This window comes from Curvibacter sp. AEP1-3, assembly GCF_002163715.1.
Classification (GTDB): domain Bacteria; phylum Pseudomonadota; class Gammaproteobacteria; order Burkholderiales; family Burkholderiaceae_C; genus Allorhodoferax.
Genome location: NZ_CP015698.1, coordinates 3,298,314 through 3,321,309, shown reverse-complemented (window position 1 = coordinate 3,321,309; position 22,996 = coordinate 3,298,314). Strand labels below are relative to the sequence as shown.

22 protein-coding genes are annotated in these 22,996 nt (G+C 51.6%); all 22 read right to left on the bottom strand.

Translation table 11 applies throughout. The features are described from left to right. Positions 1–15 precede the first annotated feature (15 nt). On the bottom strand, positions 16–612 hold the full coding sequence (locus tag AEP_RS15580; RefSeq protein ID WP_428984496.1) for a TetR/AcrR family transcriptional regulator: 597 nt from the start codon (positions 610–612) through the stop codon (positions 16–18). Between the two features lie 187 nt (positions 613–799). Beyond that, a complete protein-coding gene (gene slmA / locus AEP_RS15575; RefSeq protein ID WP_087496230.1) occupies positions 800–1,471 on the bottom strand; it encodes a nucleoid occlusion factor SlmA in 672 nt (223 codons plus the stop codon). A 72-nt stretch (positions 1,472–1,543) separates the two neighbouring features. Continuing rightward, positions 1,544–2,956 (bottom strand): sensor histidine kinase, encoded by a 1,413-nt coding sequence (locus AEP_RS15570; RefSeq protein WP_087497377.1) that lies wholly within the window; start codon positions 2,954–2,956, stop codon positions 1,544–1,546. Positions 2,957–2,971: 15 nt separating this feature from the next. Next, positions 2,972–3,658, bottom strand: a complete 687-nt coding sequence (locus AEP_RS15565) for a response regulator (protein WP_087496229.1) — start codon at positions 3,656–3,658, stop codon at positions 2,972–2,974. Positions 3,659–3,720: 62 nt separating this feature from the next. Next, positions 3,721–4,620: an acetylglutamate kinase gene (gene argB, locus AEP_RS15560; RefSeq protein ID WP_087496228.1), complete on the bottom strand. Its 900-nt coding sequence runs from the start codon at positions 4,618–4,620 to the stop codon at positions 3,721–3,723. An 87-nt stretch (positions 4,621–4,707) separates the two neighbouring features. Next, complete coding sequence (locus AEP_RS15555) at positions 4,708–6,567, bottom strand: polysaccharide biosynthesis protein (protein WP_087496227.1); 1,860 nt, start codon at positions 6,565–6,567, stop codon at positions 4,708–4,710. Next, entirely contained in the window at positions 6,557–6,925 is a 369-nt protein-coding gene (locus AEP_RS15550) for an H-NS histone family protein (RefSeq protein WP_087496226.1), read from the bottom strand. The genes AEP_RS15555 and AEP_RS15550 overlap by 11 nt, the downstream gene beginning before the upstream one ends. A gap of 3 nt (positions 6,926–6,928) precedes the next feature. After that, positions 6,929–8,128: a DegT/DnrJ/EryC1/StrS family aminotransferase gene (locus AEP_RS15545; RefSeq protein WP_087496225.1), complete on the bottom strand. Its 1,200-nt coding sequence runs from the start codon at positions 8,126–8,128 to the stop codon at positions 6,929–6,931. 29 nt (positions 8,129–8,157) lie between these two features. After that, positions 8,158–8,778 carry an acetyltransferase gene (locus AEP_RS15540; RefSeq protein WP_087496224.1) on the bottom strand — a complete coding sequence of 207 codons (621 nt, stop codon included), beginning with the start codon at positions 8,776–8,778 and terminating at the stop codon, positions 8,158–8,160. Next, positions 8,775–9,368 carry a sugar transferase gene (locus tag AEP_RS15535; protein ID WP_087496223.1) on the bottom strand — a complete coding sequence of 198 codons (594 nt, stop codon included), beginning with the start codon at positions 9,366–9,368 and terminating at the stop codon, positions 8,775–8,777. The genes AEP_RS15540 and AEP_RS15535 overlap by 4 nt, the downstream gene beginning before the upstream one ends. Continuing rightward, positions 9,365–10,507: a glycosyltransferase family 4 protein gene (locus AEP_RS15530; protein ID WP_157673191.1), complete on the bottom strand. Its 1,143-nt coding sequence runs from the start codon at positions 10,505–10,507 to the stop codon at positions 9,365–9,367. Before AEP_RS15530 ends, AEP_RS15535 begins: the two co-directional genes overlap by 4 nt. Positions 10,508–10,614: 107 nt before the next feature. Beyond that, the gene (locus AEP_RS15525) at positions 10,615–12,426 is read right to left on the bottom strand and encodes a glucosamine 6-phosphate synthetase (protein ID WP_087496221.1); all 1,812 of its coding nucleotides are present in this window, start codon (positions 12,424–12,426) and stop codon (positions 10,615–10,617) included. Next, positions 12,426–13,412 (bottom strand): alpha-ketoacid dehydrogenase subunit beta, encoded by a 987-nt coding sequence (locus tag AEP_RS15520; RefSeq protein WP_087496220.1) that lies wholly within the window; start codon positions 13,410–13,412, stop codon positions 12,426–12,428. Before AEP_RS15520 ends, AEP_RS15525 begins: the two co-directional genes overlap by 1 nt. Continuing rightward, positions 13,409–14,350 carry a thiamine pyrophosphate-dependent dehydrogenase E1 component subunit alpha gene (locus tag AEP_RS15515; protein WP_232460022.1) on the bottom strand — a complete coding sequence of 314 codons (942 nt, stop codon included), beginning with the start codon at positions 14,348–14,350 and terminating at the stop codon, positions 13,409–13,411. Before AEP_RS15515 ends, AEP_RS15520 begins: the two co-directional genes overlap by 4 nt. Before the next feature lie 101 nt (positions 14,351–14,451). Beyond that, the gene (locus tag AEP_RS15510; RefSeq protein WP_087497376.1) at positions 14,452–15,564 is read right to left on the bottom strand and encodes a DegT/DnrJ/EryC1/StrS family aminotransferase; all 1,113 of its coding nucleotides are present in this window, start codon (positions 15,562–15,564) and stop codon (positions 14,452–14,454) included. A 537-nt stretch (positions 15,565–16,101) separates the two neighbouring features. Beyond that, positions 16,102–16,791 (bottom strand): hypothetical protein, encoded by a 690-nt coding sequence (locus AEP_RS15505; protein WP_087496218.1) that lies wholly within the window; start codon positions 16,789–16,791, stop codon positions 16,102–16,104. Between the two features lie 187 nt (positions 16,792–16,978). Further along, on the bottom strand, positions 16,979–17,794 hold the full coding sequence (locus AEP_RS15500) for a glycosyltransferase family 2 protein (protein WP_087496217.1): 816 nt from the start codon (positions 17,792–17,794) through the stop codon (positions 16,979–16,981). Continuing rightward, entirely contained in the window at positions 17,791–18,315 is a 525-nt protein-coding gene (locus AEP_RS15495; RefSeq protein WP_157673190.1) for a class I SAM-dependent methyltransferase, read from the bottom strand. The genes AEP_RS15500 and AEP_RS15495 overlap by 4 nt, the downstream gene beginning before the upstream one ends. A gap of 170 nt (positions 18,316–18,485) precedes the next feature. Continuing rightward, complete coding sequence (locus tag AEP_RS15490; protein ID WP_087496215.1) at positions 18,486–19,166, bottom strand: class I SAM-dependent methyltransferase; 681 nt, start codon at positions 19,164–19,166, stop codon at positions 18,486–18,488. A 15-nt stretch (positions 19,167–19,181) separates the two neighbouring features. After that, positions 19,182–20,282, bottom strand: a complete 1,101-nt coding sequence (locus tag AEP_RS15485) for a glycosyltransferase family 4 protein (RefSeq protein ID WP_087496214.1) — start codon at positions 20,280–20,282, stop codon at positions 19,182–19,184. Between the two features lie 100 nt (positions 20,283–20,382). Beyond that, positions 20,383–21,846, bottom strand: coding sequence for an oligosaccharide flippase family protein (locus AEP_RS15480; protein ID WP_087496213.1), 1,464 nt, complete (start codon positions 21,844–21,846; stop codon positions 20,383–20,385). A 54-nt stretch (positions 21,847–21,900) separates the two neighbouring features. Next, positions 21,901–22,992 carry a DegT/DnrJ/EryC1/StrS family aminotransferase gene (locus AEP_RS15475; RefSeq protein ID WP_087496212.1) on the bottom strand — a complete coding sequence of 364 codons (1,092 nt, stop codon included), beginning with the start codon at positions 22,990–22,992 and terminating at the stop codon, positions 21,901–21,903. Positions 22,993–22,996 lie beyond the last annotated feature (4 nt).

Below are 22,996 nucleotides of genomic sequence, written 5' to 3'. Positions count from 1 at the left end.
GATGGGTTGTGGCGCTTACACGGAGGTGATTGCGTAGCGCGCAAGGATGTTGGAAAAACCACGGTTCGCGCGCTCGATAGAACCGGGGTTTTTTAGGAAACGGGCTTCGTAGTGCAGGGCCAGGATGAGGCCGTGGATTTCAAAGGCCATCTGCTGTTCATCCGCTTCCGGACGCAGGTGGCCGCATTGCTTGGCCAGCACGACGGCGCGGTACAGGGCGCTGAGCCAGGTTTGTACGGAAGAGGCCAGAGCGTCGCGCACCGGGCCCGGGCGGTCATCGAATTCGACGGCGCCGCTGATGAAAATGCAACCGGACTGGATTTCCACGGCGACGCGCTTCATCCAATTGCCGAACAAAGCTTCCACGCGAGGCAGTCCGCGGTCCGCATGCAGGGCTGGATAAAAGACTTCCTGCTCAAAGCGATTGAAGTATTCGCGGATCACGGAGATCTGCATTTCCTCGCGGGAGCCGAAGTGCGCAAACACGCCGGACTTGCTCATCTGCGTGACTTCCGCCAGCGCACCGATGCTCAGGCCTTCGAGACCGATCTGGGTCGCAAGGCCCAGAGCAGCTTCCACAATGGCCGCTTTGGTTTGCTGCCCTTTTTGCATGGCGCGGCGTGCAGGAGCGCGTTTGGCACCAGCCTCTGCAGGCACAGCTTCAAGAGCGTTTTCAGCGACAGACGACATAAGCGAAATACCATCCAAAATAGAACGACCGTGCTATTTTGCAGCATTTCACCGAGTGCTGTGAAGTATCCGCCCCCTCTAGAGGGTCACTTCTAAGGAAATCTAGGGTTTACCCGAGGATGAGGGCAAGTGCAGGCTCCAGGTGTTCCGAGGGCGAGCGCTTGAATCCGGAACGGGTATAGCGCTGCAAGCGCCCGGCCACAAGAGCCACCACGGCCGCGGCTTGCACTTGCGGGTCCGGCCTGGGCCCGGATGCGGGCGCATTCAAGGCCGCATCGCGCAGGCACTGCTTGATGGTGGACTCCACTTTGTCGAACAGCGCGTTCATGCGTTGCTGCAGGCGCTCGTGCTCCAACACCAGGGCATCGCCCACCATGACGCGGGTCATGCCGGGGTTCTTTTCTGCAAACTGCACCAACATGCCTGCGATCCTGCTCGCCTGGCGCGTGCCGGTTGCGGGCCCGGCGTCAGCAGCCTCTTTCTCGACTATCTGATTGATCAGTGAAAAAACAGTTTGCTCGATGAAGTCAATCAGTCCCTCGAACATCTGGGCCTTGCTCGCAAAATGGCGGTAAAGCGCAGCTTCACTCACCTCCAGGCGCGCGGCCAGTGCAGCGGTGGTAATGCGTTCCCCCCCGGGCTGCTCCAACATGGTCGCGAGCATTTGGAGGATCTGAACCCGGCGCTCACCCGGCTTGGGCCGCTTGCGCGCGGGTGCCGCGTCGTCGGGTTGAGCCGAGGTGTCAGGGGCGTCGGTCGGGGCAGCCGTGGAGTCAGACATAGGTTGCTCTGCAGAACGTTGAAGTTAGTGGCCACTCAAATTCTCGCACACGCCAGCAGGCTACTTTGAAATTCAGGCCGGGGGAAATCGCAGCCCTACACACAGACCCCGCCCCGCCCCACCGGGCTTGAGCTCCAGCTGACTGCGATGGACCAGCGCAATTTCATTGGCAATCGCAAGCCCCAATCCATTCCCCTCCACGGCCGTACCCGCAACCCGGTAGAAGCGTTCCAGCACACGTTGATGCTCTGCCTGCGGCACGCCGGGGCCGTCATCTTCCACCTCCAGGAACGCATAGCGCCCCTGGCCGCAGCGGATGGTGACGTGCCCGCCTGAGGGCGTGTACTTGATCGCGTTATCGACCAGATTCACCAGTAATTCGCGCAACAACCACTCTTGCCCGCTGATGTGCACCGGGCTGGCATCGAGCCCCAAGTCTATGTTTTTGTCCATCGCCGCGTCCAGTTGCGACTCCAGTACCGCCTCGCACAGTTGCTGCAGATCGATGCGTTGCAACGGCTGCACGTTGGCGCTGCGCGCATCAGCCCTAGAGAGGGCCAGTAACTGGTTGGCAAGCTGGGACGTCCGGCGGGCAGCGTGGCGCAAGCGCAAGACCTGGTCCGCTCCTAAAGTAATAGCTGCTTGCGCTGAGCCGGCGGACGCTGATGCCGTATTTTTATCGGAAGTCTGGGCATCCACCGCTTGGGCCCAGGCTTCTACCTGGGCCTGTAGTCCGGCTAGCGGCGTACGCAGTTGGTGCGCCGCATCCGCCACGAAACGGGCCTGGCTTTCGGCCTGGGCATTCACCAGACCGAACAGCCGGTTCAAGGACACCACCAACGGCCTCACCTCATCGGGCGACGCGTCCGGATCCAGGGCCGACAGGTCGCGCGGGGAGCGCCGCTCCAAAGCATCCCGCAGTTCCAGTAGTGGACGCAGTGCGGTGCCCACTGCCCAACGCACTGCAAAAAAACCGGCAAAGGCGAGCACCAGATTCGGCAGCACCACCTTCAACGCAAGCAAGCGCAGCCATTGCTGACGGGGGTCCGAACCATCGGCCAAGCGAACCACCAATTCACCCGCCACGGTCTGTACCCGCTGGCTGACGATGCGGTAAGTCACCCCCTCAAACTCTTCACTGGAAAATGCGGGTTCTTTTGTCGTGGGTGGGGCCCCTGAAAGCCACTCTGCTCCCACGCGCACCACACCATCCAAGCCAGCGACGGCAATTGCCGCAGCGCCCGGACGACTGTTCAAGAACTCTTCCACAGGTGGTGCTGTAAGCAATACAGGAACGGCGGCGGCCGTATCTCCCCGGGCGACGATGGAATCAGCCAACAAAGGCACCAGGCTGAGGAGCTGACTGTCTTGTTGCAGCGCGGCGCTGTCTGCAGAGCGGTAGTCGAACCAGGCGTTCAACAAAGCCAGTACAAATAAAGGCAACAAGAGCAGAAGCAACAGCCGCCGCTGCAAACCGGTGGACATGCCGGCGTTGACCATTCAGGCTGCGATGAGTTCCAGGCGGTAACCGAACCCGCGAATGGAGCGAAGCGCCACGCCATGCGGCTCCAGTTTGCCGCGCAGCCGGGAGATGTACACCTCCACGGCATTCGGGGTAATTTCTTTGTCCCAGCCTGTGAGTGCTTGCAAAAGCTTGTCCTTGTTGGCAGGCTTGGGCGCTTGCAGGAGCAGGTATTCCATCACGGTCCATTCGCGGGGGCCCAGCTCCAAGGGAGTGGCAATCTGTCCCTCACCACGGATACAGGCCACGCGCTGAGCGGTATCCAGCTCCAGGGGGCCAAAGCTCAAGATCGAGGAGGTTGCAGCCTGCGAGCGGCGCAAAAGTGCACGCAAGCGGGCCAGCAGCTCAGGCAGCTCGAAGGGTTTGACCATGTAGTCATCTGCCCCCATGTCAAGACCCTGAACGCGGTCCTGCAAAGCATCTCGCGCTGTGAGGATCAGCACCGGCATGGTCTGACCGTTTTTGCGCAGGGAATGGGTCAAGGCCAAGCCATCCATGTGCGGCAGCCCGATGTCCACCACCGCCACATCAAAGGACTCCGTCTGGGTGACTTCGAGCGCACGCTCTGCGCTACCCACCCAATCCACGGCATAGCCGGCATCGGTCAAGCCCAGCTTGATGCCGCTAGCCACCATCACATCATCTTCAACCAACAGGAGCCGCATCAAAACCCTCTCCGGCGCACTACCGTTATGCGCGAGTAGCTACAAAATAGATAGCAAATGGATTACTGCGACCGGATCATGGTGCCAAAGGCCTGATCAGTCAGAATCTCCAGAAGCAGCACGTGCGGGACACGGCCGTCAATGATGTGCACCGAGTTCACGCCACTCTTGGCTGCATCCAGTGCGCCGGCAATCTTGGGCAGCATGCCGCCGCTGATCGTGCCGTCGGCAAACAGTTCGTCAATGCGTTTTGCGGTCAGGTCTGTCATCAGGACGCCTTGCTTGTCCAACACGCCGCTGATGTTGGTCAGCATCATGAGCTTTTCTGCCTGCAACACCGTGGCCAGCTTGGCTGCCACCACGTCGGCATTGATGTTGTAACTCTCGTTGTTTTCCCCAAACCCGATGGGGCTGACCACGGGAATAAAGGCGTCATCCTGCAGGGCCTTTACTACGCTGGGATCAACGCTGACGATATCGCCCACTTGGCCGACGTCATGTTCTTTGCTCGGGTCCGCGCTATCCACCATCTTGAGCTTTTGGGCTCGGATCATGGCCCCGTCACGGCCTGTCAAACCCACAGCCTTGCCGCCGGCCTGATTGATCAGACCGACGATGTCTTGCTGCACTTCACCACCCAAGACCCACTCGACCACTTCCATGGTTTCGGGATCGGTGACGCGCATGCCCTGGATGAATTCCCCTTTTTTGCCCAAACGCTTCAATAAGCCTTCGATCTGGGGACCGCCGCCATGTACAACGACAGGGTTGATACCAACCAGCTTAAGCAACACCACGTCCTCCGCGAAGGCCTTTTGTAAAGCGGGGTCGGTCATGGCATTTCCGCCGTATTTGATCACCATGGTCTTGCCGTGGAACTTGCGGATGTACGGCAAGGCACGGGCCAGAATTTGGGCTTGGTCGAACGGGGCGATGGTGGTGGCGGTCGTAGCGTCTGTCATGGAGGGCACCCAATGGGGGATAAGTCGGGGAAAGTGTTCAGGCCCAAATTGTGCCGCATGTGTGCACCGGCAATGCAGTCCTCGGTATCAGGCCGGCTGATAGCCCTGAACGTGCTTTTGCATAAACACCTTGATGGCAGCGACATCGTTACGTTCCGCAGCCACATACAGCGCATCGAGCTCTGGCTTGAGTTGTTCCCAGGGCACATAAGGCTCATGTGCCTTCATGATTCGGGGGTGTTCCGTCGGTTGTGGGTTGTCGCCAATCAGCAGCTCTTCATAAAGTTTTTCGCCGGTACGCAATCCCGTTACGGCAATTTCAATATCGCCATCCGGATGTGATGCATCCCGGACAGAAAGCCCTGAGAGTTGAATCATGCGCCGGGCTAGGTCCATGATTTTCACCGGCTGTCCCATATCCAACACAAACACATCACCTCCCCGCCCCATGGCGCCGGCTTGCAACACCAACTGAGCCGCCTCGGGAATGGTCATGAAGTAGCGGGTGACCTCTTCGTGGGTCACGGTGAGCGGGCCGCCTTCGGCCAGCTGTTTGCGGAATAGGGGCACTACGCTACCGCTGGAGCCCAACACATTGCCAAAGCGGACCATGGAAAAGCAGGTTTCCGGGTTGTTTGCCGCCAAGGCCTGCAGCACCAATTCCGCCACGCGCTTGGTTGCGCCCATCACGTTGGTGGGGCGAACCGCTTTGTCCGTACTGATGAGGACAAAACGTTTCACACCCGCAGCAGCAGCCGCACGCGCGAGATTCAAGGTGCCAAAGATGTTGTTGCGCACCCCTTCACCGGGGTTGTCTTCGACCATTGGGACGTGCTTGTAGGCGGCTGCGTGATAAACCACCGAGGGCACGTAAGTGGACAGCACGTCGCGCAAGCGCTCCTCATTCGAAACGCTGCCCAAAAGCGGTACCAACTCTACGGAGGCTCGATGCTCCGAGCGCATGGTTAAGAGCTCTTGATGGATGGAATACAAGCCGAATTCATTGTGATCCAGCAAGATCAACTTGGCAGGCATTTGCACACAAATCTGACGCGCGAGCTCTGAGCCGATGCTTCCGCCCGCCCCGCTTACCAGGACGACTTTGCCATTCAACTCGCGGTTCAACAGCTCTTCAGACGGAGGAACAGGATCCCTGCCCAACAAATCTTCGATATCGAGTTCCCGAATATCCTGAACCGTCACTTTCCCGCTGGCGAGATCGGACATGCTTGGAAGCGTGCGCACATGCACCGGCATCCCGTCCAGCGCTGCAATGATCTGGTTCCGCCGCTCGCGCGGCGCGTTCGGCATAGCGAGCAAAATATCTGTGATCGCCTCTGCCGAGACCAGATGAGATAAGACCTTTGCGGAGTGGACCGGAAGGCCATTCAAGCTGCGCCCGGCCATAGTGTCGTCATCGTCAACGAAACCGACCAACTCATATTGACGCGCCACACCCAAAGCCGCAGCGGTTTGCGCACCGGCATTGCCTGCGCCATAAATCAGCAATCGACCTGATGAGCCGCGAGCCCTTGCATCCATTTCGGCCAGCCAGAAACGCGCAAACGCGCGGCTGGCGCCGACCAGAACCAGAAACACCAGCGGCTGAAGCAAACCCAAACTGCGCGGCACCATGGGCCATTGATGCCACATCAATAGTGCGGACAAGACAAACGCATAAAGAGCGACTGCTTTACCCGTCGCAATCAATGCAGCCTGACCGGTGTACCGGAAGATCGCGCGATACAAGCCGAAACGAATGAAGATGGGGATCGCCAATACCGGCGCAATGCCGTAGACCCACCACTGAGCCTCAGCGGGTCTATGTAATCCATCCAACCGCAACGAATACGCAATCCATGTGGAAAAGATCGCAAGCACTACATCGAGTGCAATAACGATCAGTCGCTTGGCCGAACGCGGCCAAGCGAGTAACTTACTGTGCATTGATCGCGAATGATTCCTTGGGCTGGCCTTGTGCGATCAAGGTAGACAACCATTTGGGCGTCAAACCACGCCCGGACCAAGTCTCTCCGTTTGGGCCTCGATATTTCGGCGCCACTACTGCTCCTGCCTTTTTGCCAAATTTGATAGCCGATTGAGCAACATTCATTTTCTTGGCGCGACCACTTCCCCTACCAGACCTTAGTGATTTCGGATTTTGCAGATCCTTAATCGTAATGCCATAGGCATGCATTTTAGACAAAATGTCTTGCACCGTACTGTCGAATTCCTTGGCCTTAATCTCTGTAGCCTGCTTCTGCAACTTTTCGATTTGGCTCTGAATATCAATCAAACTGGACATAGATCAGCACTCACTTTCAAATGAAGTATCCGCGCTTGCGGCTGATAGAACGTTGCGTAGTGTAGAACATGTCTTAGACACTTCTATATCCGACAAGGTCGGATGCACCAAAAAGGCCAAACTTGTTTCTCCCAAATGTTTTGCCACGGGCAAACTAGGCTCAGGGCGCCATTCTGTTGCATCAAACGCCTTTTCGAGATAAACCTCTGAACAAGAGCCTTGATAACACGGGACTCCTGCGCGATTTATTGACTCCAACAATCTATCCCGAGACCACCCCGCTTTAAATCGTTCTGGGCGCACATATGCGTAGCATTTATACCATGCGTGGCGCCCGACATCAGATAATTGAGGGACTCGCAGTAATGAACTCTCTTTACAGACCGTAAGTATTGCCTTCGCATTCTTCGAACGCGCGGCATTCCAATCGTCCATTCTTTGCAATTGAATGCGCCCGAGCACCGCTTGCACTTCTAGCATTCGCCAATTGGTACCAAAGCTTTCATGCAACCAGCGAAAACCAGGTGCATGTTGCCGCTCATACACAGCCGCGTAACTCTTACCATGGTCCTTATATGCCCACATTGAGCGCCAAAGCGCCTCGTCATTGACGGTAACCATCCCCCCCTCACCCCCGGTCGTCATGATCTTGTCTTGGCAAAAACTCCAGGCTCCGATATGCCCGATACTCCCAACGCTTCGTCCCTTGTATAGGGCACCATGAGCTTGCGCACAATCCTCAATTACTTTGAAGCCACGCTCGGCAGCTAGTGTCATGATAGGATCCATGTCACACGGCCATCCCGCCAAATGCACACAAATCACAGCCTTGGTACGCGGCGTGATCACTTGTCGGATCGTGTCGGCAGACAAATTGCCACTCTCTGGGTCTACATCTGCAAATACTGGGGTTGCACCTGCATTCACCACGCACGAGACGCTCGCAATGAAGGTGCGTGGCGTCACTACTACCTCATCCCCCGGTCCGATCTTCAAGCCATTCAGTGCTAGGTCCAACGCTAAAGTGCCATTGGCCAAGGCAATTGCATATTTTGTCCCACACCAGTCTGCAAATTCTTTTTCAAATTCTCGGCACTCTGTCCCCGTCCAATAATTCACTTTGTTAGAACGCAAGACTCCTGCGACCGCATCAATTTCCTCGTCAGTAAAACTAGGCCATGGCGAAAATTCTGTATTCAGCATAATTAAGTTGAAAGTGCAGTTGGGTCGGATCAACGCAATTTTCGGGCAGGATTGCCGACAACTATCACCCCGTCATCCACATGATTTACAACCACCGCGCCAGCGCCAATGGTTGCCTGATTTCCGATTGTTATACCTTGCTTGACAGCAACCCCGACACCGACCGTAGAGTAATGTCCAACACGAATGTTGCCTGATAGATGCGCACCGGGACAAATATGGACACCGTCAGCTAGCCAGCAGTCGTGGTCTATCGTAGCACCTGTGTTAATAATTGCTGCCTGCCCAATGTGGGTATCTACATTAACCACTACGCCTGCCATTACAACAGACCCGACACCCAAACTGGCGTAACGACTAATCGTTGCGGAAGGGTGCACAACTGAAACCAGCTCCCCCCCCGTCGCACGGATCTCCAGATGCTTGCTCCAACGTATAGCGCAGTCGCCTATAGAGACAATCACGCCCTGAAACTCACGTAGACGAGCAGTCAACATAGCCCCATTTCCCACAACTGCCCAAGGACCATTTTGCGAGCGTTCAGGCCATGCGTCGTCAAAAAAAGAGACCCCATCCCAACCGCTAACTAGGGCTATATCCGCAACCACCTTGCCATGACCACCGGCGCCGAGGAGTGCCAGTTGCTTCATGACTTGTTTCCCGTAAATCGCGGCATCGTTGCTTCGCCTTGTGCACTGATACCTTCGCGGATAATAACTTTACGCAGTGTCAGCCACAGTATCTCTATGTCAAGCCGGAAAGACTTTTGCTCGACATACCAAACATCCATTAAAAAACGATCGTCCCAAGTGACGGCATTACGTCCATTGACCTGCGCCCATCCCGTGATGCCGGGACGCACATCGTGACGACGTGCCTGAGCGGGCGAGTAAAGTGGCAAATACTCCATCAAAAGCGGACGCGGACCCACAAGACTCATTTCGCCACGTAACACGTTCCACAATTCCGGCAATTCATCCAAACTGCTGGAGCGCAAAAAACGACCAAAAGGAGTAAGCCGCTCTGAGTCGGGCAACAGATGGCCATATTGATCATGGGCATCTGTCATGGTACGAAATTTCACCATCAAAAACGGACGCCCATGCAGCCCGGGTCGCAATTGATGAAACAGTACTGGGCTACCCAGCTTGCGACGCACAACTGCAGCCAGAAGCAACAAGGGCAGTGCCAGCAGTAGCAACAAGCCGAAAGAAACCACCGCGTCAAAAAGCCTCTTCATCTCTCTACCCTCAATGGAGGCTGCTCGAACAGAATAGACAGATAGTTCTTTGCCAATACTTCGTACCGGCGATTTGAAAGAATCCAATCCCGTCCTCGCTGGCCAATTGTTTCTCGCTGAGATGAATCCATGCCCGCATATCGCAGCACTTCACTGCGCAGCGCTGTTACATTGCACGCAGGCACATAAGTTCCGCAGTCAGACTCATTGATCATTGAGGGATAACCAGTATAGGATGCGACTATAGGTTTGCCCGACAACATGTAGTCGATCACTTTGTTTAACGACTGCCCATATTTCCAAACCGCTGAATCGTGCACTGAAAAATAAAGTAAATCACAATGCGAGAGCACGGCCTGCACCATCTGCTTGGGCACGCGCGGCGCAAAACTGAGGTTGCTGAGGTGGGCGTATTTCCGCTGGAAATAATCGCGCAAATCGCCCTGCCCGACCACTAGAAAATGCACGCCAAGGTCACCCTGCATTGCCTCCGCACATTCGAACAAGGTTTCAAGCGCGTTGGTAATCCCAATGGTGCCCGCGTGAGCCACAATGAACTTGTCTTTGGGAAAATGCTTTTCGAGATATTCGATTGGAAGCGCCTCGCCGTTCATCAGGGCTGCTTCGTCAACTCCCATGGGAATGCAATGGGTGGTTTTGGGCTGCCCCAGTACGGCGGTCACATGCTTACCAAGATTGGGCATGGTGCCCACTATGGCATCTGCATACCGATATCCCAGCTTTTCAATCAACCCCAGAGCCAAAACCATAGGATTCCATCGACTAAATCCCCCCTCTTCGGTGATGGTCAAGGGCCAAATATCACGAATTTCGAGTATCAGACGGCAGTTGTAGCGACGGCGCAGCAAGAACCCATTCAGGATAGTGAGGAGTGACAGACTGGAGACGATGATGACGTCAGGGACGGGCAACTTGTTTTTGGGAAGACGCCAAAACTGCCATTCAAAATCCAACCAGCTCACAATTCGGCGAATTGACTTGGCCACACTGTATTTCATCGTGCGAATCCACCATAACTGCATACCGTCGATGTTTTGCATCAAGTACGGCGTTTCCAGCACAGGCACTTCTGCCAGTTGATTCGAATCCGATGTAATGATGACGGTGCCGTATCCCATCCGAGTGAATTCCCGCATGATCAAATAACCACGCCCCCCCGCACTTACTTTAGCTGGGGGTGCAACATATTTGGATACGTACCAGATACAAGGGCTCAAAGGAAATCTCAATACATTTTCGGAATAGCATTGACCACAGAAACCACATCTTTAAAGTCCATGCCTAACGCATCCAAATACCATTTGATATTCGGATACCTAGGGGTATTTTCCACCATGACCAACTCCAGCGCTTGCTCACGCGTCAAATCACCCTCACGAATCTGGTTACTGCGGAATGTGTCGTGCTCCGTAAACCCGGCGACTGTGTAATACACATAGTTGTAGAACGCTGCGGTTCCATCACCAATGCGCCAAGTTGTTGTCGTGTCAGGTGCACGCTCCCATCCGTAAGCATCCAGAGTGTCATTAATCTGCTTTTCATCCCAGCGCCAATAGTCGAAGATGTGAAAATAGTCTGTCTTCTCTGCAAAACTACGGTAATACTCGCCAGACAAGGTATCCCACAGAGAACTGTTGAAGTAGCTGGGACTCTCCAACATCGCCTTGAAACGAAGATATTGGTAGCGCAATTGCTTCAATCCGCCATGAGAGTAGACACGTTCTTCTTCAAAATCGGGGGGGACTCCCAAAAATCCAGCCTTGAAATGTGTAACTTCCAATGGATTGACACCCCAAAGATTCAGTCCAATCCCGGTCTGTTTCTTTACAGTTTCTATGTGCCGAAAAAAATGTTTATCCCCCGCCGTCAACACACTCATCATGCCCAAGTGTGGTGACTTGAGCCACGCATTCAAATTTTTGGCTATGTTCCTTCTTTTAAGCGCAATGTCGTCAGCAACTATGATGTTTTCTACGCCCAATTCGGCGCTCATGCGACTGATATTGCGGCGCCCCAAATCCGTCACCATACCCCAATCATAGGTATAAGTAATGGGCTTCATCTTCAGTTCATTGACGATGAGGTGCAGTCCATAGCAACTGTCCCTCCCTCCAGAAAAGGGGACCAAGCAATCATCAGTATTCGCACGGCGATAGGACTCCACCAGTGTGAACAAATCTTCCTTTGGACGCGGCTTGTTCCGGGGTTTGTAATTTTTACAATAATTGCAAACACCTTGCGAATCAAACTTTATGAAAGGCATGGTCTCAGTCAGCAAACACTTGGTACAACGACGCCCTTCATATTTGCGATATTCCAACAGCTTTTCTTCGGAACTAGACAAGGACAATGATGGAATCAGGTCAGTTTGGCGATCATTTTGGTCAGAGATCTTCATCGATTCATCTGACACGGGGATATCAATAAACACCGCTTTACGCGCTTGCTCGATTTCCTCACAACCGATCGCTACCAGTGGATAGCGCTCTGAGGCAAACATCATGGAGCCTCCCTTGCGCCCGACATACAAGCTGCCATTGTTAGAAAACAAACATAGCTTGCCTAACTTGGGCAAGATAAGCGCACAGGCAACCACTCCGCGACATAGACCCAAGATGTAATCAGGTAGATACGTCAGGTCCTTACCTGAATCCAAGTAAGCAGATGCAATACCTGCAATGACTTCCGTGTCTACTTGTAACTTTCGCTCTTTGCCAATTTTCGGCCAAATTGCTTCATCATTCACTACGATGCCGTTGTGCAAAACAGCTATGTCGTCGCGTACAACAGGCTGGTTGTCACCCAACCCGTTTGTAATCAATCTGCTATGTCCCAGCACTAGGTTACTGGTCTGAAGTTGAACCTCACTTAACAGACGCGAGATTGGGTAGTCGGCACGATAGATCTGATAACGACTTTTAACTAAGGTGACTAAACCACTCGAATCACGTCCACGCTGCTGCGCATGCTTGACCAACACACCGAGATCATCCTTCAGCACCGGCGAAGATGAAATGACACCGAAAATCCCGCACATTATTTCAGCAGCTCTCTTGTTTTCTGTACGATGAGATCCGTATTTGGATAGTAAGTTTTCTCCAAAACTTTGGATGTCGGGGCTGCTGCGAAAGGCAAAGTGATCCGAACAGGAGCTCGCTTCAACACTCCAGGTTCAATCTGCTCCACCACACTGGCAATCACCTCACTCGCCAATCCGCATGGCCCCCACCCGCCATCCACAACAAGCAATCGACCCGTACGTCTCACCGACTCGACAATCCGACGCGGTTGATATGGATTGATCACCCTCAGGTCAATGACCTCCGCCGCATATCCCTGGCCCTGGAGAGCGTGGGCTGCTTCCATAGCCAATTTGGTCGAATAGCTTGCTGCGACTAATGTCACGTCATTTCCAGCCCTCAACGTTTGTGGCTCCACTTCCGAAAGCACCAGCTCTCGGACCGGCGGAAGATCGTCCTCCAAACTATACAACCAGCGGTCATCAATATAAAGAACGGGGTCTCCACTCACGACACTAGCAATCAACAAATCTCTCGCATCGGCAACCGTGGCCGGCATTACTACCCTTAAACCAGGCACATGCGCGAACCAAGCATGTAAGGCCTGAGAATGTTGGGCTCCTTGCTCGCCTCCACGATTGATAATTCCGCGAATGGTCACGCCCGGCACTGCTTGGCCGCCCACCATGCTCGACCACTTAGCGGCTTGGTTGACAATAGCGTCCATCGCATAAAGCATAAAGTCCATTCGCGGATGAACTACGATGGGCTTCATCCCAGCAAGTGCAGCACCCACCGCTGCGCCCGTTGATGCGGCTTCCGAAACCGGTGTATCAATAATCCGGTGCGCGCCGAATTTCTTGTCGAGATCTGTCATCGTATTGCCGACATACCAAGGGCTCCAAAGACCTTGGCCAATGACAAACACTTCGGGGTACTCTGCCAACAAGTATTCGAAGGCTTCCAACATGGCGGAGCCATAGTTTTTTCGAACGGTAGTCATGCTGCACGCTTCCCATAAACATATTCTGAGATAGCGTTGGCAGAGGGCGGCTCATCGTTCAGCGCTCGTTCCCAAGCATCTTGCACTTCTTGACTGATCCTCTGTTCAAGCACCTTCATCTGCCCCTCGTCAAAGCACCCTGCATTGCAAAGCCCTTCGTACAAACGCGCAATCGGATCACGTTTTCGCCATGCATTCACTTCATCAGCGGACCGATGAACACCCACATCAATGTCTTCTCGCCAGTCCACATGCCCAAACCAGCGGAAAGTTACAGCCTCAAGGAACCCGGGGCCTTGTCCAGATCTGATTCGCTGCACCAAGGCGGCGGCAGCCAGTCGAGTCTTGACCACGTCGTTTCCATCCACGACGGCATAGTCGATATCGTTGGCAATCGCAAAGCGAGCCATAGTCTCTGACGGCTGGCGCAGCGAGATATGCATATGGCTGGCGAAAAGATTGTTTTCCACGACGAACAAAACCGGGGCCTTCAACATCCGTGCCAAGTTGAGTGACTCATGGACCACCCCCTCTTCCATTGCGCCGTCCCCCAAATAGGCAAGGCCTATATCTTGGGTTCCTTGAAATTTGGCTGCCAATCCGGCACCGACAGCCAAAGGCACTGTACCGGCAACGATTGGAACAGCCCCATAGAATCCGTTTGGCTGATCCCAGAGATGCATGGATCCCCCCATGCCTCGCGACATCCCCGTCTTTCGTGCAAGCACTTCGGCAAACAACCGATAAACACTACCGCCCATTGACAGTACATGTGAATGCGATCTGTGTCCACCAAAGATCCGGTCAGACTTGCGCAGCACAGATGCCACTCCTGTCGCTACAGCCTCTTGCCCGATACCTAGGTGTACAGGCCCTCCGATAAAGCCATCACGCCGGCCACTTGCCAAACATCTTTCGGCCAGTCGAATGCGTAGCATCATTTCTAATTGCTGTACCAATACAGCGCAATCTTGACCGGAGACATCTAGCGGCTCATGCAACTGGGCCGAATCCGAAAGACGCCCTAGCGAGCAATTTGTCATGGTTTTTCTAGGTAAAAGCTGCGAATGGAATCTACGATGTAATCGACTTCATCATCAGATATAACAACGTTCATTGGCAACATCATGCAGCGCTTGAAGAAAGCATCAGTCTTCGGAAGCTCAACTGTAAAACCCAACTCATTGAACTGGTGCACCGGCGTACCCGCCCATTGAATGATGGTTTTGATTCCTTTGCCCTCGAGGTAAGAGCGTAGTTCATCTCGCCGATCGGCCTCAATTTCGTAGTTCTGATAGACGTCGAAATGATCGGAGTTGGATTTTGGGCCAGGTGGCAAATTCAGCTCGGGCACTCCCTCCAAACCCTCCTGGTAGCGAGCGGCCACCGCACGACGTCGAGCGATATCTACATCAAAGTGCTTCAGCTTGTAGTCCAAGACCGCTGCCTGCATGTTATCTAAGCGGGAGTTGTAACCCCAAGCCACCACGCGACCTTCTTCGTTTCGCCCGTGATCTTTAAGAAGAGCAATCTGTGCCGCCACTTCATCATCATTGGTCACGATCGCACCACCATCGCCGAAACAGCCAAGCAATTTCGCAGGATAGAAACTGATCGTGCCAAACTTCCCGAATGTACCGGCGCTACGCCCCTTAAATTTCGAACCCAATCCTTGTGCGGCGTCCTCGATGATCATGAGACCATGCTTATCGGCGACTGCTTGCAAAGCATCCATATTGCAGGTACGCCCGTTAATCTGCACGGGCATGATTGCCTTGGTTCGGGATGTGATCCGTTGCTCTACATCCGCAGCATCCAACATGTGGTCTTCACCGCATTCAGCTAGCACTGGGATCGCCCCTACCAAGTGGACCGAAGCGGCAGTCGCAATATAGGTATGGGATGGCAGAATCACCTCATCACCAGGACCGATCCCAACAGCCTTCAGTCCAATAATGATGGCATCCGTACCGTTAGCGACACCGAATGCATGTTTAACTCCCATGTACTCAGCAAGGTGAGCATCGAACTCTCTGCATTCCTTTTGCAGGATATAGGCTCCACGCCGACACACATCCAGCATCACTTTTGATAGAGCCTCTTCATCCCGTGTAAACAGGTCCGAATAAGGAAAAAAAGGGATGGTCTTCATCTTCGAGCTCTCCATAAATCAATTCAAAAATAATGAAAAAGGTTTAGACCATCACAAGATAGTCAACACAGGCTTTGCAAATAACAAGCGTTGGAACAACGTAAACAATTTTAGCCTTAGTTCACCAACTCGCCACACAGACGCATACAACCGAATTCCTCATAGCGACGCCTCCGTGATGCGCCTCAAAGTATCGAAAAAATGTACAGAATGACATTTCATCCATCTCGAAATAACCAACTAAGTGGCACGAGATCCCGTAGAAAGTTTCTTTAAAGCAAAAAAGACCGCACGCCAACCCGGCCATTTCATAATGGACCTAAAAAATCTCGGACTTCACACGTTCTATGCTGATCAGCATTGCATTTCTACACATCAACCCAAGAGATCCGTAAAGACAATAACCGTTTACTAAGCCTGTAATTTAGGCACCCCATTGGATCAGAATTAAGGCGTGAGCACCAAGCTCATGTCAGCAAACCATAATTAAGTTCCTCTGGCATCCCACCCGACAAAAAAGTATTCTTCCGGCATCAATTAAAGCCACAAGCCTCCAGCCTTGACAAGCTCTAGCTCAATAGCTTGCACATCTATGGGTTTAGGCCTAAAAACTGCCATTCTTCCGACCACTTCTACTAAATCACCATACTTTTCAAGCACATTATATTCCGGTCGGCCGATATAGTCGTCTACCAAGATTAGAGCTCCAGGATTATCTTGGAGGCGCTTGAAGGCAGACAATGCACATGCAACCCGAAAACGGCCATCAACCAGCACCAAAACAGAGTCGTCTTTACACGCGTTTAATATATCCCAAGGAGCCTCATAGTATGTTCGCCACCTAGCGAGACGCGCAGATGTAATGCGCTTAAATATAGGAATACCCCATGCACCAGTTTTACCTATGTCCGCATATATATATACGGCACCCGCGACAACTGGTCCGGCTTTGCTCTTTACCGCCTGCAAAAACTTTGGGTCAGACTCAACAGAAATGAACTTCTTTCCCATTTTGGCTGCCGCCACTGTGCTGCCACCACATCCGAATTCAAGAAGTACATTGGCCTTACCAAGCGCACTCAAGAAGTAAGGAAGAGCCTCCTCGTCCAAATAAGGAACGTCGCCAACGTTGATCACACCCGGTTTGAGTCGCAACAAGTATGCGAGATTGAGCAATATATCCGCAGCGAACGCGGGCAAGAACTTGGAAATATTAAGTATGGTCATATGTATGGCTACATGAATAATTTGACAAGGCCACCAACAGGAATCGAAAAGTCTGCCATAAAGAAAATAACACCACGGGTTAAGACAACGACACAAAGACCCCTTAATGCACCAAATAACATCTGCGAAATGAATTCAGAAAACACTGATATATTCAAGCCAAATACAGCAGCATTAGCATTTGAGATCATTTTCTTTGAAACAATTTTTCAAAAAAGTAGAACACAAGCGCTCTCCTAAAGTGGAATAGGAATGACATATACCACATCTCAAATCTTGATCGATGCAGCAAAGTCATCCTCATACCGCAAGTCGCATCTGAAAAACGCTTACCCGTTTGATTAACCGAATACCGCACACCCATTCGCGGCAAGACATTCAAACCACCAATGGATGTCAAACGCAATAGCAAATCGATATCTTTGCCTCGACTCAAATTTGAATCATAGGGGCCCGGTACCTCGTTGTTTTGTCGTTGACTCGCTAATTGGTTTAAAGCCGCCCTACGAACAAGTAACGACGAATGACAAATTGGATTAGTTCGCAGCAAGTTAGCTTGAATTTCACCACTAGTCAGAACCGGGCAAAACTCCACTACAGTGTCATTGGGCAATTTAACTTCACACCAAGTTCCTACGGCGTTAGTTCCTAGATTAGCAGCAAGAAAATCAACTTGACTCCTGAGCTTAAGACTGTCTATCCATACATCATCCCCATCCAGTATTGCGACGAATTCTGAGTTGGAATTTGAAATGGCGAAATTCAGTGCTTTTGCATTATTGCGAAAACTCACCGGCAAATAGTGGACACTTGGAAAATCTTTTGTCACCAAGTCGCGATACTGCTCCGTTCCCGAGTCGTCTGCAACATAAAGTGAATACGTCACATCTCGCTGGCCAATCACAGACAGTATTGCTCTTGATATTTGCTCACTTGATTCACTAAAGCAACAAATTATTACTGCCACCTCGGGTTTTGCTACATAAGCCTCAGTGAAGTTCATTTTCTTGCTACGATCCACGTGCTGATTGGATATCGTGGATCATTGAACGTTGCAATACGGTTAAGTAAACTAAGGCGCCGTTTTGGTACTTGCAATGCCCGAAATCGATCTCCTAACATACAAAGTAGTATGGCTACACGATTCCCCCAACCATTGCAGCAAATGATTGATGAGTAGTCTTTATGCAAGTGCTTAAGCGCGTCGGCAGAAAATCTCCAATAATCTATTGGTGCAGGATGGTAGTAATTCATGAAGCAAGTCGTGTGTATCGCGATACCACCTGGTTTGAGTACTCTATGGGCCTCAGCCAATGCCATTGCCGGATTAGTAAGATGCTCGAGCACCTGATCGCTTACAATTACGTCGAAGGAATTATCTGCATACGGCAAGCTATGGAAGTCAACATCAGGATAACTAGATTCCAAAATATCACTTCGAGAATAGTCAATCATTGGACTAAAGCCACTCACATCTGATATTGCCAATATCTTTCCACTCAAGGGCATGGGCAATTTTTCCATTATTTCCGTGTACATCTTGAAGCGAGTTAGGCGCCAGTCGGGTTTCATATTTATTCAATCTTCCTAAATGCTGGATTTAGCCAAAAATGGAAATTCGCTAAGTAAAAAAATATCTCTGCATGCGAAGACTGCTACTACGCAGTACAACTAAAATACAGTTATTGTCGGCCTTAGAATCTCACTACAACCAACGTTCCGTAGGCATCCCAAGCGCCCCCCACGAAAGCACTTTTCTTTTTAGAAATTACCGCGCTGGGTACTTCAAGTTCAATAAGACTTACAAGATCATAAATCCATCGACCACCATAAAAACACCCATTTATCTCTCCGTCTGAATGGAATTCGTTAAATACCAAGCCCTTGCACGCGACTCGAGTTATCTCAGCCAAAACAGCCCGTATTCGATCCGGCGTAACAAACATTAAAACCGCATCAGTCACAACAATATCAATGGAGTTATCTGAGATAGCTTTCAAGTTATCAGCTTCACCAACAATCAATCGAACATGTTGATCTCCATTGTCTAGAAAATGTTGTCTTGCAACCTTAATTGCTTTAGCGTTGATATCTAGTCCTACAAGACTAGCACTGGGAAATCGTGCGCGTAAGCAAACCAAGTTTGCGCCCGAAGCACATCCAATCTCCATTACGCTTTCAACAAGATCAAATGCCGCAACGGCATCAACTAGCTGAGGCCGGTGCGGATGATCCACGGTGTTCAGGTAGCCCTCAGCCCATCCTCGCTTATATACATGACGATAGCGCCACAGCACTGCCTGCAAGGCACCACCCAAGAATCGGCGCTCTGCGTACTCCTGCAAACCGCGCAACCGGCGTTTAATCCAACGCATAAACTAGGTCCTTGATCAGGGCTTGCCCACGACACCTTGGTAGAGCAGATCCATCTTGGCCATTTCAGCATTGAAATCGTTTCGCTCTTGAATCGTATGGCGGCCAGCAGCACCCAGTTGGCTACGCAACGCAGAATTCGAAAGTAAGAGACAAATTTTTTCAGCCATTGCCTCTGGTTGCTTTACCGGGACTAGATAGCCATTCTTGCCATCTTCAATCCATCGATTATTTTCACCTGAGTCGGTTACAACGACAGGCAACTCGCAGGCCATGGCTTCGGCGGTGCTTGCTGCAATTCCAGCATCAGACAAAGATGAGGAGACATAGACGTCAAGGCTACACAAAGTATCAGGGAGCTGGACGTTCGGCACAAAACCCACAAAGCGGACTGCATCTGCAATACCCAGGGACTGCGCAAGCGCCTTTAACTCGGCGTCAAGACTACCTCGCCCCACCAACATGAAACGCGTCAGCGGATGCTTTTTGAGCACCAATGGAACTGCATGCAGCAACGTTGGAATGTCATAAACCGGTTCAAAGTTACGCAGCGAAATAACGGCAGGCGCAGCTCCCAAGTCATATTGTTTGCGAATTTCGGAACTAGCCATGCGGGGGGAGAAACGTTGGCTATCAATGCCAAAGTTAATTATGTTGATACGCTCCGCAGAAACACCGAACTGCATCACCTCATTACGCATATGCCACGCATCGCAGCTAATCAAATCTGCGCGGCGCAAAATACGGGCAGCGAAGAAACGCTTGAAGAACACGTGTTTGTTGAGAATCACATCCGAACCCCAGGGGGTGGCGACAATAGTTTTGACTCCTGAGTACAGGCCCAATATTGCGTTTGCGCCAACATAGTGAACGTGAACCAAGTCCGGTTGACTGTTCGCTACAATGCGCCGCGTCTGAAGGACGGCCTTTAGCATTCCCCAAATGCCAGCACCACCATCAATATGAAAGAAACTCACCCCGGGAATCGGGTCAAAGGTGGTCGGCGTCAACGAAATCCAAGTGATTTTGTAACCAGCCTCGGCAAAATACTTAATCCATTTATAGCTATGAATTGAATCTGCACCAGCAATAATACAAAGCTTTATTTTTATTTCCATAATTTAACCCCAAAAATTGTTCTATTTAAAACAAAATGCATAACTATAAATGCCAATTGATCCTCTATCGCCTAGTCGCTACGCACTGCATCATTGATCATCACATTGACTTACGACTAATTACAAGCCGCAAAATGGAGTCTTTAGAGGCAAAGTCCATGATTAAGTAAAGGACAGCAACCAAACTTAACATGGAGACTAGCTCAATTAAAGTGGAATAGTCGACCAAAGCCCCCCCCAAGAAAAGCATTAGACCAATAATTCCAGATCTAATCACCAGCGTCAGCAATCCTTGAAAATAGCTTGCCGATGGTAGGATTGCCATCATCGTCGAAAAGGTTCGATAGGCGAGAATTCCGTTGGCCACACATATCGCCAACGCGGCGCCAATTAGCCCCCAGAGTGGAATTAGTACTGCATTGAGCCCAATATTAATAATTGCAGTTGAACCCATAAGTGCGATAGTGTTTCGGGTGCGCCCCTCTAGAATCACGGCATAGGCGCCCACTTGGTAAATACCAAAAAACCCCACTGAACCTGCAAGAAATAAATATGCTACAGCAGGTAGTTGGTATTGTGGCGTCGCCATTAACTTCAAAATATCCGGTCCACAAATACTTAACATGACAACGAACGGCAGCATAAAAAAGAGATAGACCTTTACCGTTTTACCAAGCAGTTGCGCAGCATCATCCTTGCGCCCTTCCGCCCAGCAAATCGACATCGCAGGAAAAAGTGAAAATCCCAGAATGCTGTAAAAGAAGCCCGCTATGGCTGCCAAGGAATAAGCAGCCGCATAAACCGCAACTTCATGCACCCCTAACAAATGAGTTAGAAAAAACCGATCTATGGAATTATTGAGTCCTGTAAGGATGGACAGAGCTACCAAGGGAAGCGCAAACCTCAATGTTTCCCCGAAGTAAGGAAGACCTGGCCCGATCCCAGCACTTATGATTTTTTGCACTGGCAACTCGATCGATGCGACGAGCAAGACAAAACAAAGTTGGCAAAAAACGAACGATAGGACAGCTTCCGGGAAAGGACCCTGCAAATACACCAATACGAATAGAAATATTCCAAGCCTTGCTACACCTTTGAGCAAAAGGTAATAGCCAATGCGACGAATCAGACCTTCTGCCCGCAATACAGAGACGAGGAATTCAAATAGCGCTTCAGTGAAGATTAGTCCTGCTAACAGTACGACAAATTTCGAATAACTGGAATCACCAAAGAAAAATAGGCCCAATTCCGTCCGAAAAAGAATGAACACACTGGCAAGCAGTAGCATTGCACCCATCGCTGAAATAAATGCAATCAGTACTAGCGAGTTATAGATTTGCATGACATTCCGCCATCGCGGCAGAGTGCGAACCAAAGCAGTTTGCAAACCCAAAAGAACTATCGGCGTTGTCAGTCCTGCTACAACAATCAATTGCGACCAAATACCGTAGTCAGCAGAGGAAGTTGCTTTAGTCAAAAGTGGCAGCAGGAAAAAGCTTACTAGTCGCTCTGCCACCTGTGCTAGTCCGTAGATCGCAGTGTCACCGCGGAATTTACTTTTCATAGCCGCACCAGCCGAGCGCCTAAATCGCGGAGGAATAATGTGTCGACCATGCGTTTATTTTTGGATGGATGCGGCCACCGCGGCGACCACCTCATTTTGGTGATCTTCGCTTAACTCTGGACTCATGGGTAAACTGAGCACACGAGATGCGACCTGGTCTCCCACTGGCAAAGACACATTCGCATCAGCAACAGCTGGCTGCTTATTCAAAGGCAAGGGATAATGGACCGTAGTCGGTACGCCCGAATCAGACAAACGCTTTTGAAGCGATTCGCGATCGTCGACTTGGATTGTGTATTGTGCCCACGCACTCACATTGAACGACTCCACATAAGGCGTTGAACCCACTCCAAGCGCATTGAGGCTTTCGGCGTATCGCAATGCGAGCTGATGACGCCGCTCCAGCTCTTTGTCCAATATGCCAAGCTTAGGCAACAAAATTGCTGCCTGTAAAGTATCAAGACGACTATTCACGCCAACACGAACATGGTGGTAACGTCGTTCTTGTCCATGGCGCGCAATCTGGCGCATGACCTTGGCCATTTCATCATCACTGGTGAATATTGCACCACCATCCCCGTAACATCCTAGGGGTTTAGTAGGAAAGAAACTGGCGCAAGCTATAGTGCTGAGGTTGCAGCTCTTCTTCCCCTTGTACGTAGCGCCAAAGCTTTGCGCAGCGTCCTCAATAACTGGGATTCCGTGGCGCGCGGCGATTGCGTTAATCGCGTCAAAGTCAGCACATTGGCCGTATAGACTCACTGGGATGATTGCCTTTGTTCGCGGGGTAATCGCGGCCTCCAGCAGAGTAGGGTCTAAATTGTAAGTCCGCGCGTCAATGTCGATGTAAACAGGCTTAGCGCGCAACAACGCAACAGTCTCTGCAGTGGCAATATAGGTGAAACCCGGGGTGATGACCTCGTGACCAGGCCCCACGCCTAACGCCATCAAAGCAATTTGCAAAGCGTCTGTGCCATTGGCCACGGTGATGCAATACTTGGCACCGGTATAGGTTGCCAACTTTTTCTCAAGCTCAGCCACTTCAGGGCCAAGAATGTACTGCCCATGGTCGAGCACGCGCTGGATCGCGGCGTCTATCTCCGGCTTGAGCTTTTGGTACTGGCTCTTGAGATCGATGAATTCCATGGGT

Coding starts and splice junctions, on each gene's coding strand:
- AEP_RS15580 (WP_428984496.1), bottom strand. CDS start 612: ATGCAAAAAGGGCAGCAAACCAAAGCGGCCATTGTGGAAGCTGCTCTG.
- slmA (WP_087496230.1), bottom strand. CDS start 1,471: ATGTCTGACTCCACGGCTGCCCCGACCGACGCCCCTGACACCTCGGCT.
- AEP_RS15570 (WP_087497377.1), bottom strand. CDS start 2,956: ATGTCCACCGGTTTGCAGCGGCGGCTGTTGCTTCTGCTCTTGTTGCCT.
- AEP_RS15565 (WP_087496229.1), bottom strand. CDS start 3,658: ATGCGGCTCCTGTTGGTTGAAGATGATGTGATGGTGGCTAGCGGCATC.
- argB (WP_087496228.1), bottom strand. CDS start 4,620: ATGACAGACGCTACGACCGCCACCACCATCGCCCCGTTCGACCAAGCC.
- AEP_RS15555 (WP_087496227.1), bottom strand. CDS start 6,567: ATGCACAGTAAGTTACTCGCTTGGCCGCGTTCGGCCAAGCGACTGATC.
- AEP_RS15550 (WP_087496226.1), bottom strand. CDS start 6,925: ATGTCCAGTTTGATTGATATTCAGAGCCAAATCGAAAAGTTGCAGAAG.
- AEP_RS15545 (WP_087496225.1), bottom strand. CDS start 8,128: ATGCTGAATACAGAATTTTCGCCATGGCCTAGTTTTACTGACGAGGAA.
- AEP_RS15540 (WP_087496224.1), bottom strand. CDS start 8,778: ATGAAGCAACTGGCACTCCTCGGCGCCGGTGGTCATGGCAAGGTGGTT.
- AEP_RS15535 (WP_087496223.1), bottom strand. CDS start 9,368: ATGAAGAGGCTTTTTGACGCGGTGGTTTCTTTCGGCTTGTTGCTACTG.
- AEP_RS15530 (WP_157673191.1), bottom strand. CDS start 10,507: ATGGGATACGGCACCGTCATCATTACATCGGATTCGAATCAACTGGCA.
- AEP_RS15525 (WP_087496221.1), bottom strand. CDS start 12,426: ATGTGCGGGATTTTCGGTGTCATTTCATCTTCGCCGGTGCTGAAGGAT.
- AEP_RS15520 (WP_087496220.1), bottom strand. CDS start 13,412: ATGACTACCGTTCGAAAAAACTATGGCTCCGCCATGTTGGAAGCCTTC.
- AEP_RS15515 (WP_232460022.1), bottom strand. CDS start 14,350: ATGCTACGCATTCGACTGGCCGAAAGATGTTTGGCAAGTGGCCGGCGT.
- AEP_RS15510 (WP_087497376.1), bottom strand. CDS start 15,564: ATGAAGACCATCCCTTTTTTTCCTTATTCGGACCTGTTTACACGGGAT.
- AEP_RS15505 (WP_087496218.1), bottom strand. CDS start 16,791: ATGACCATACTTAATATTTCCAAGTTCTTGCCCGCGTTCGCTGCGGAT.
- AEP_RS15500 (WP_087496217.1), bottom strand. CDS start 17,794: ATGAACTTCACTGAGGCTTATGTAGCAAAACCCGAGGTGGCAGTAATA.
- AEP_RS15495 (WP_157673190.1), bottom strand. CDS start 18,315: ATGGAAAAATTGCCCATGCCCTTGAGTGGAAAGATATTGGCAATATCA.
- AEP_RS15490 (WP_087496215.1), bottom strand. CDS start 19,166: ATGCGTTGGATTAAACGCCGGTTGCGCGGTTTGCAGGAGTACGCAGAG.
- AEP_RS15485 (WP_087496214.1), bottom strand. CDS start 20,282: ATGGAAATAAAAATAAAGCTTTGTATTATTGCTGGTGCAGATTCAATT.
- AEP_RS15480 (WP_087496213.1), bottom strand. CDS start 21,846: ATGAAAAGTAAATTCCGCGGTGACACTGCGATCTACGGACTAGCACAG.
- AEP_RS15475 (WP_087496212.1), bottom strand. CDS start 22,992: ATGGAATTCATCGATCTCAAGAGCCAGTACCAAAAGCTCAAGCCGGAG.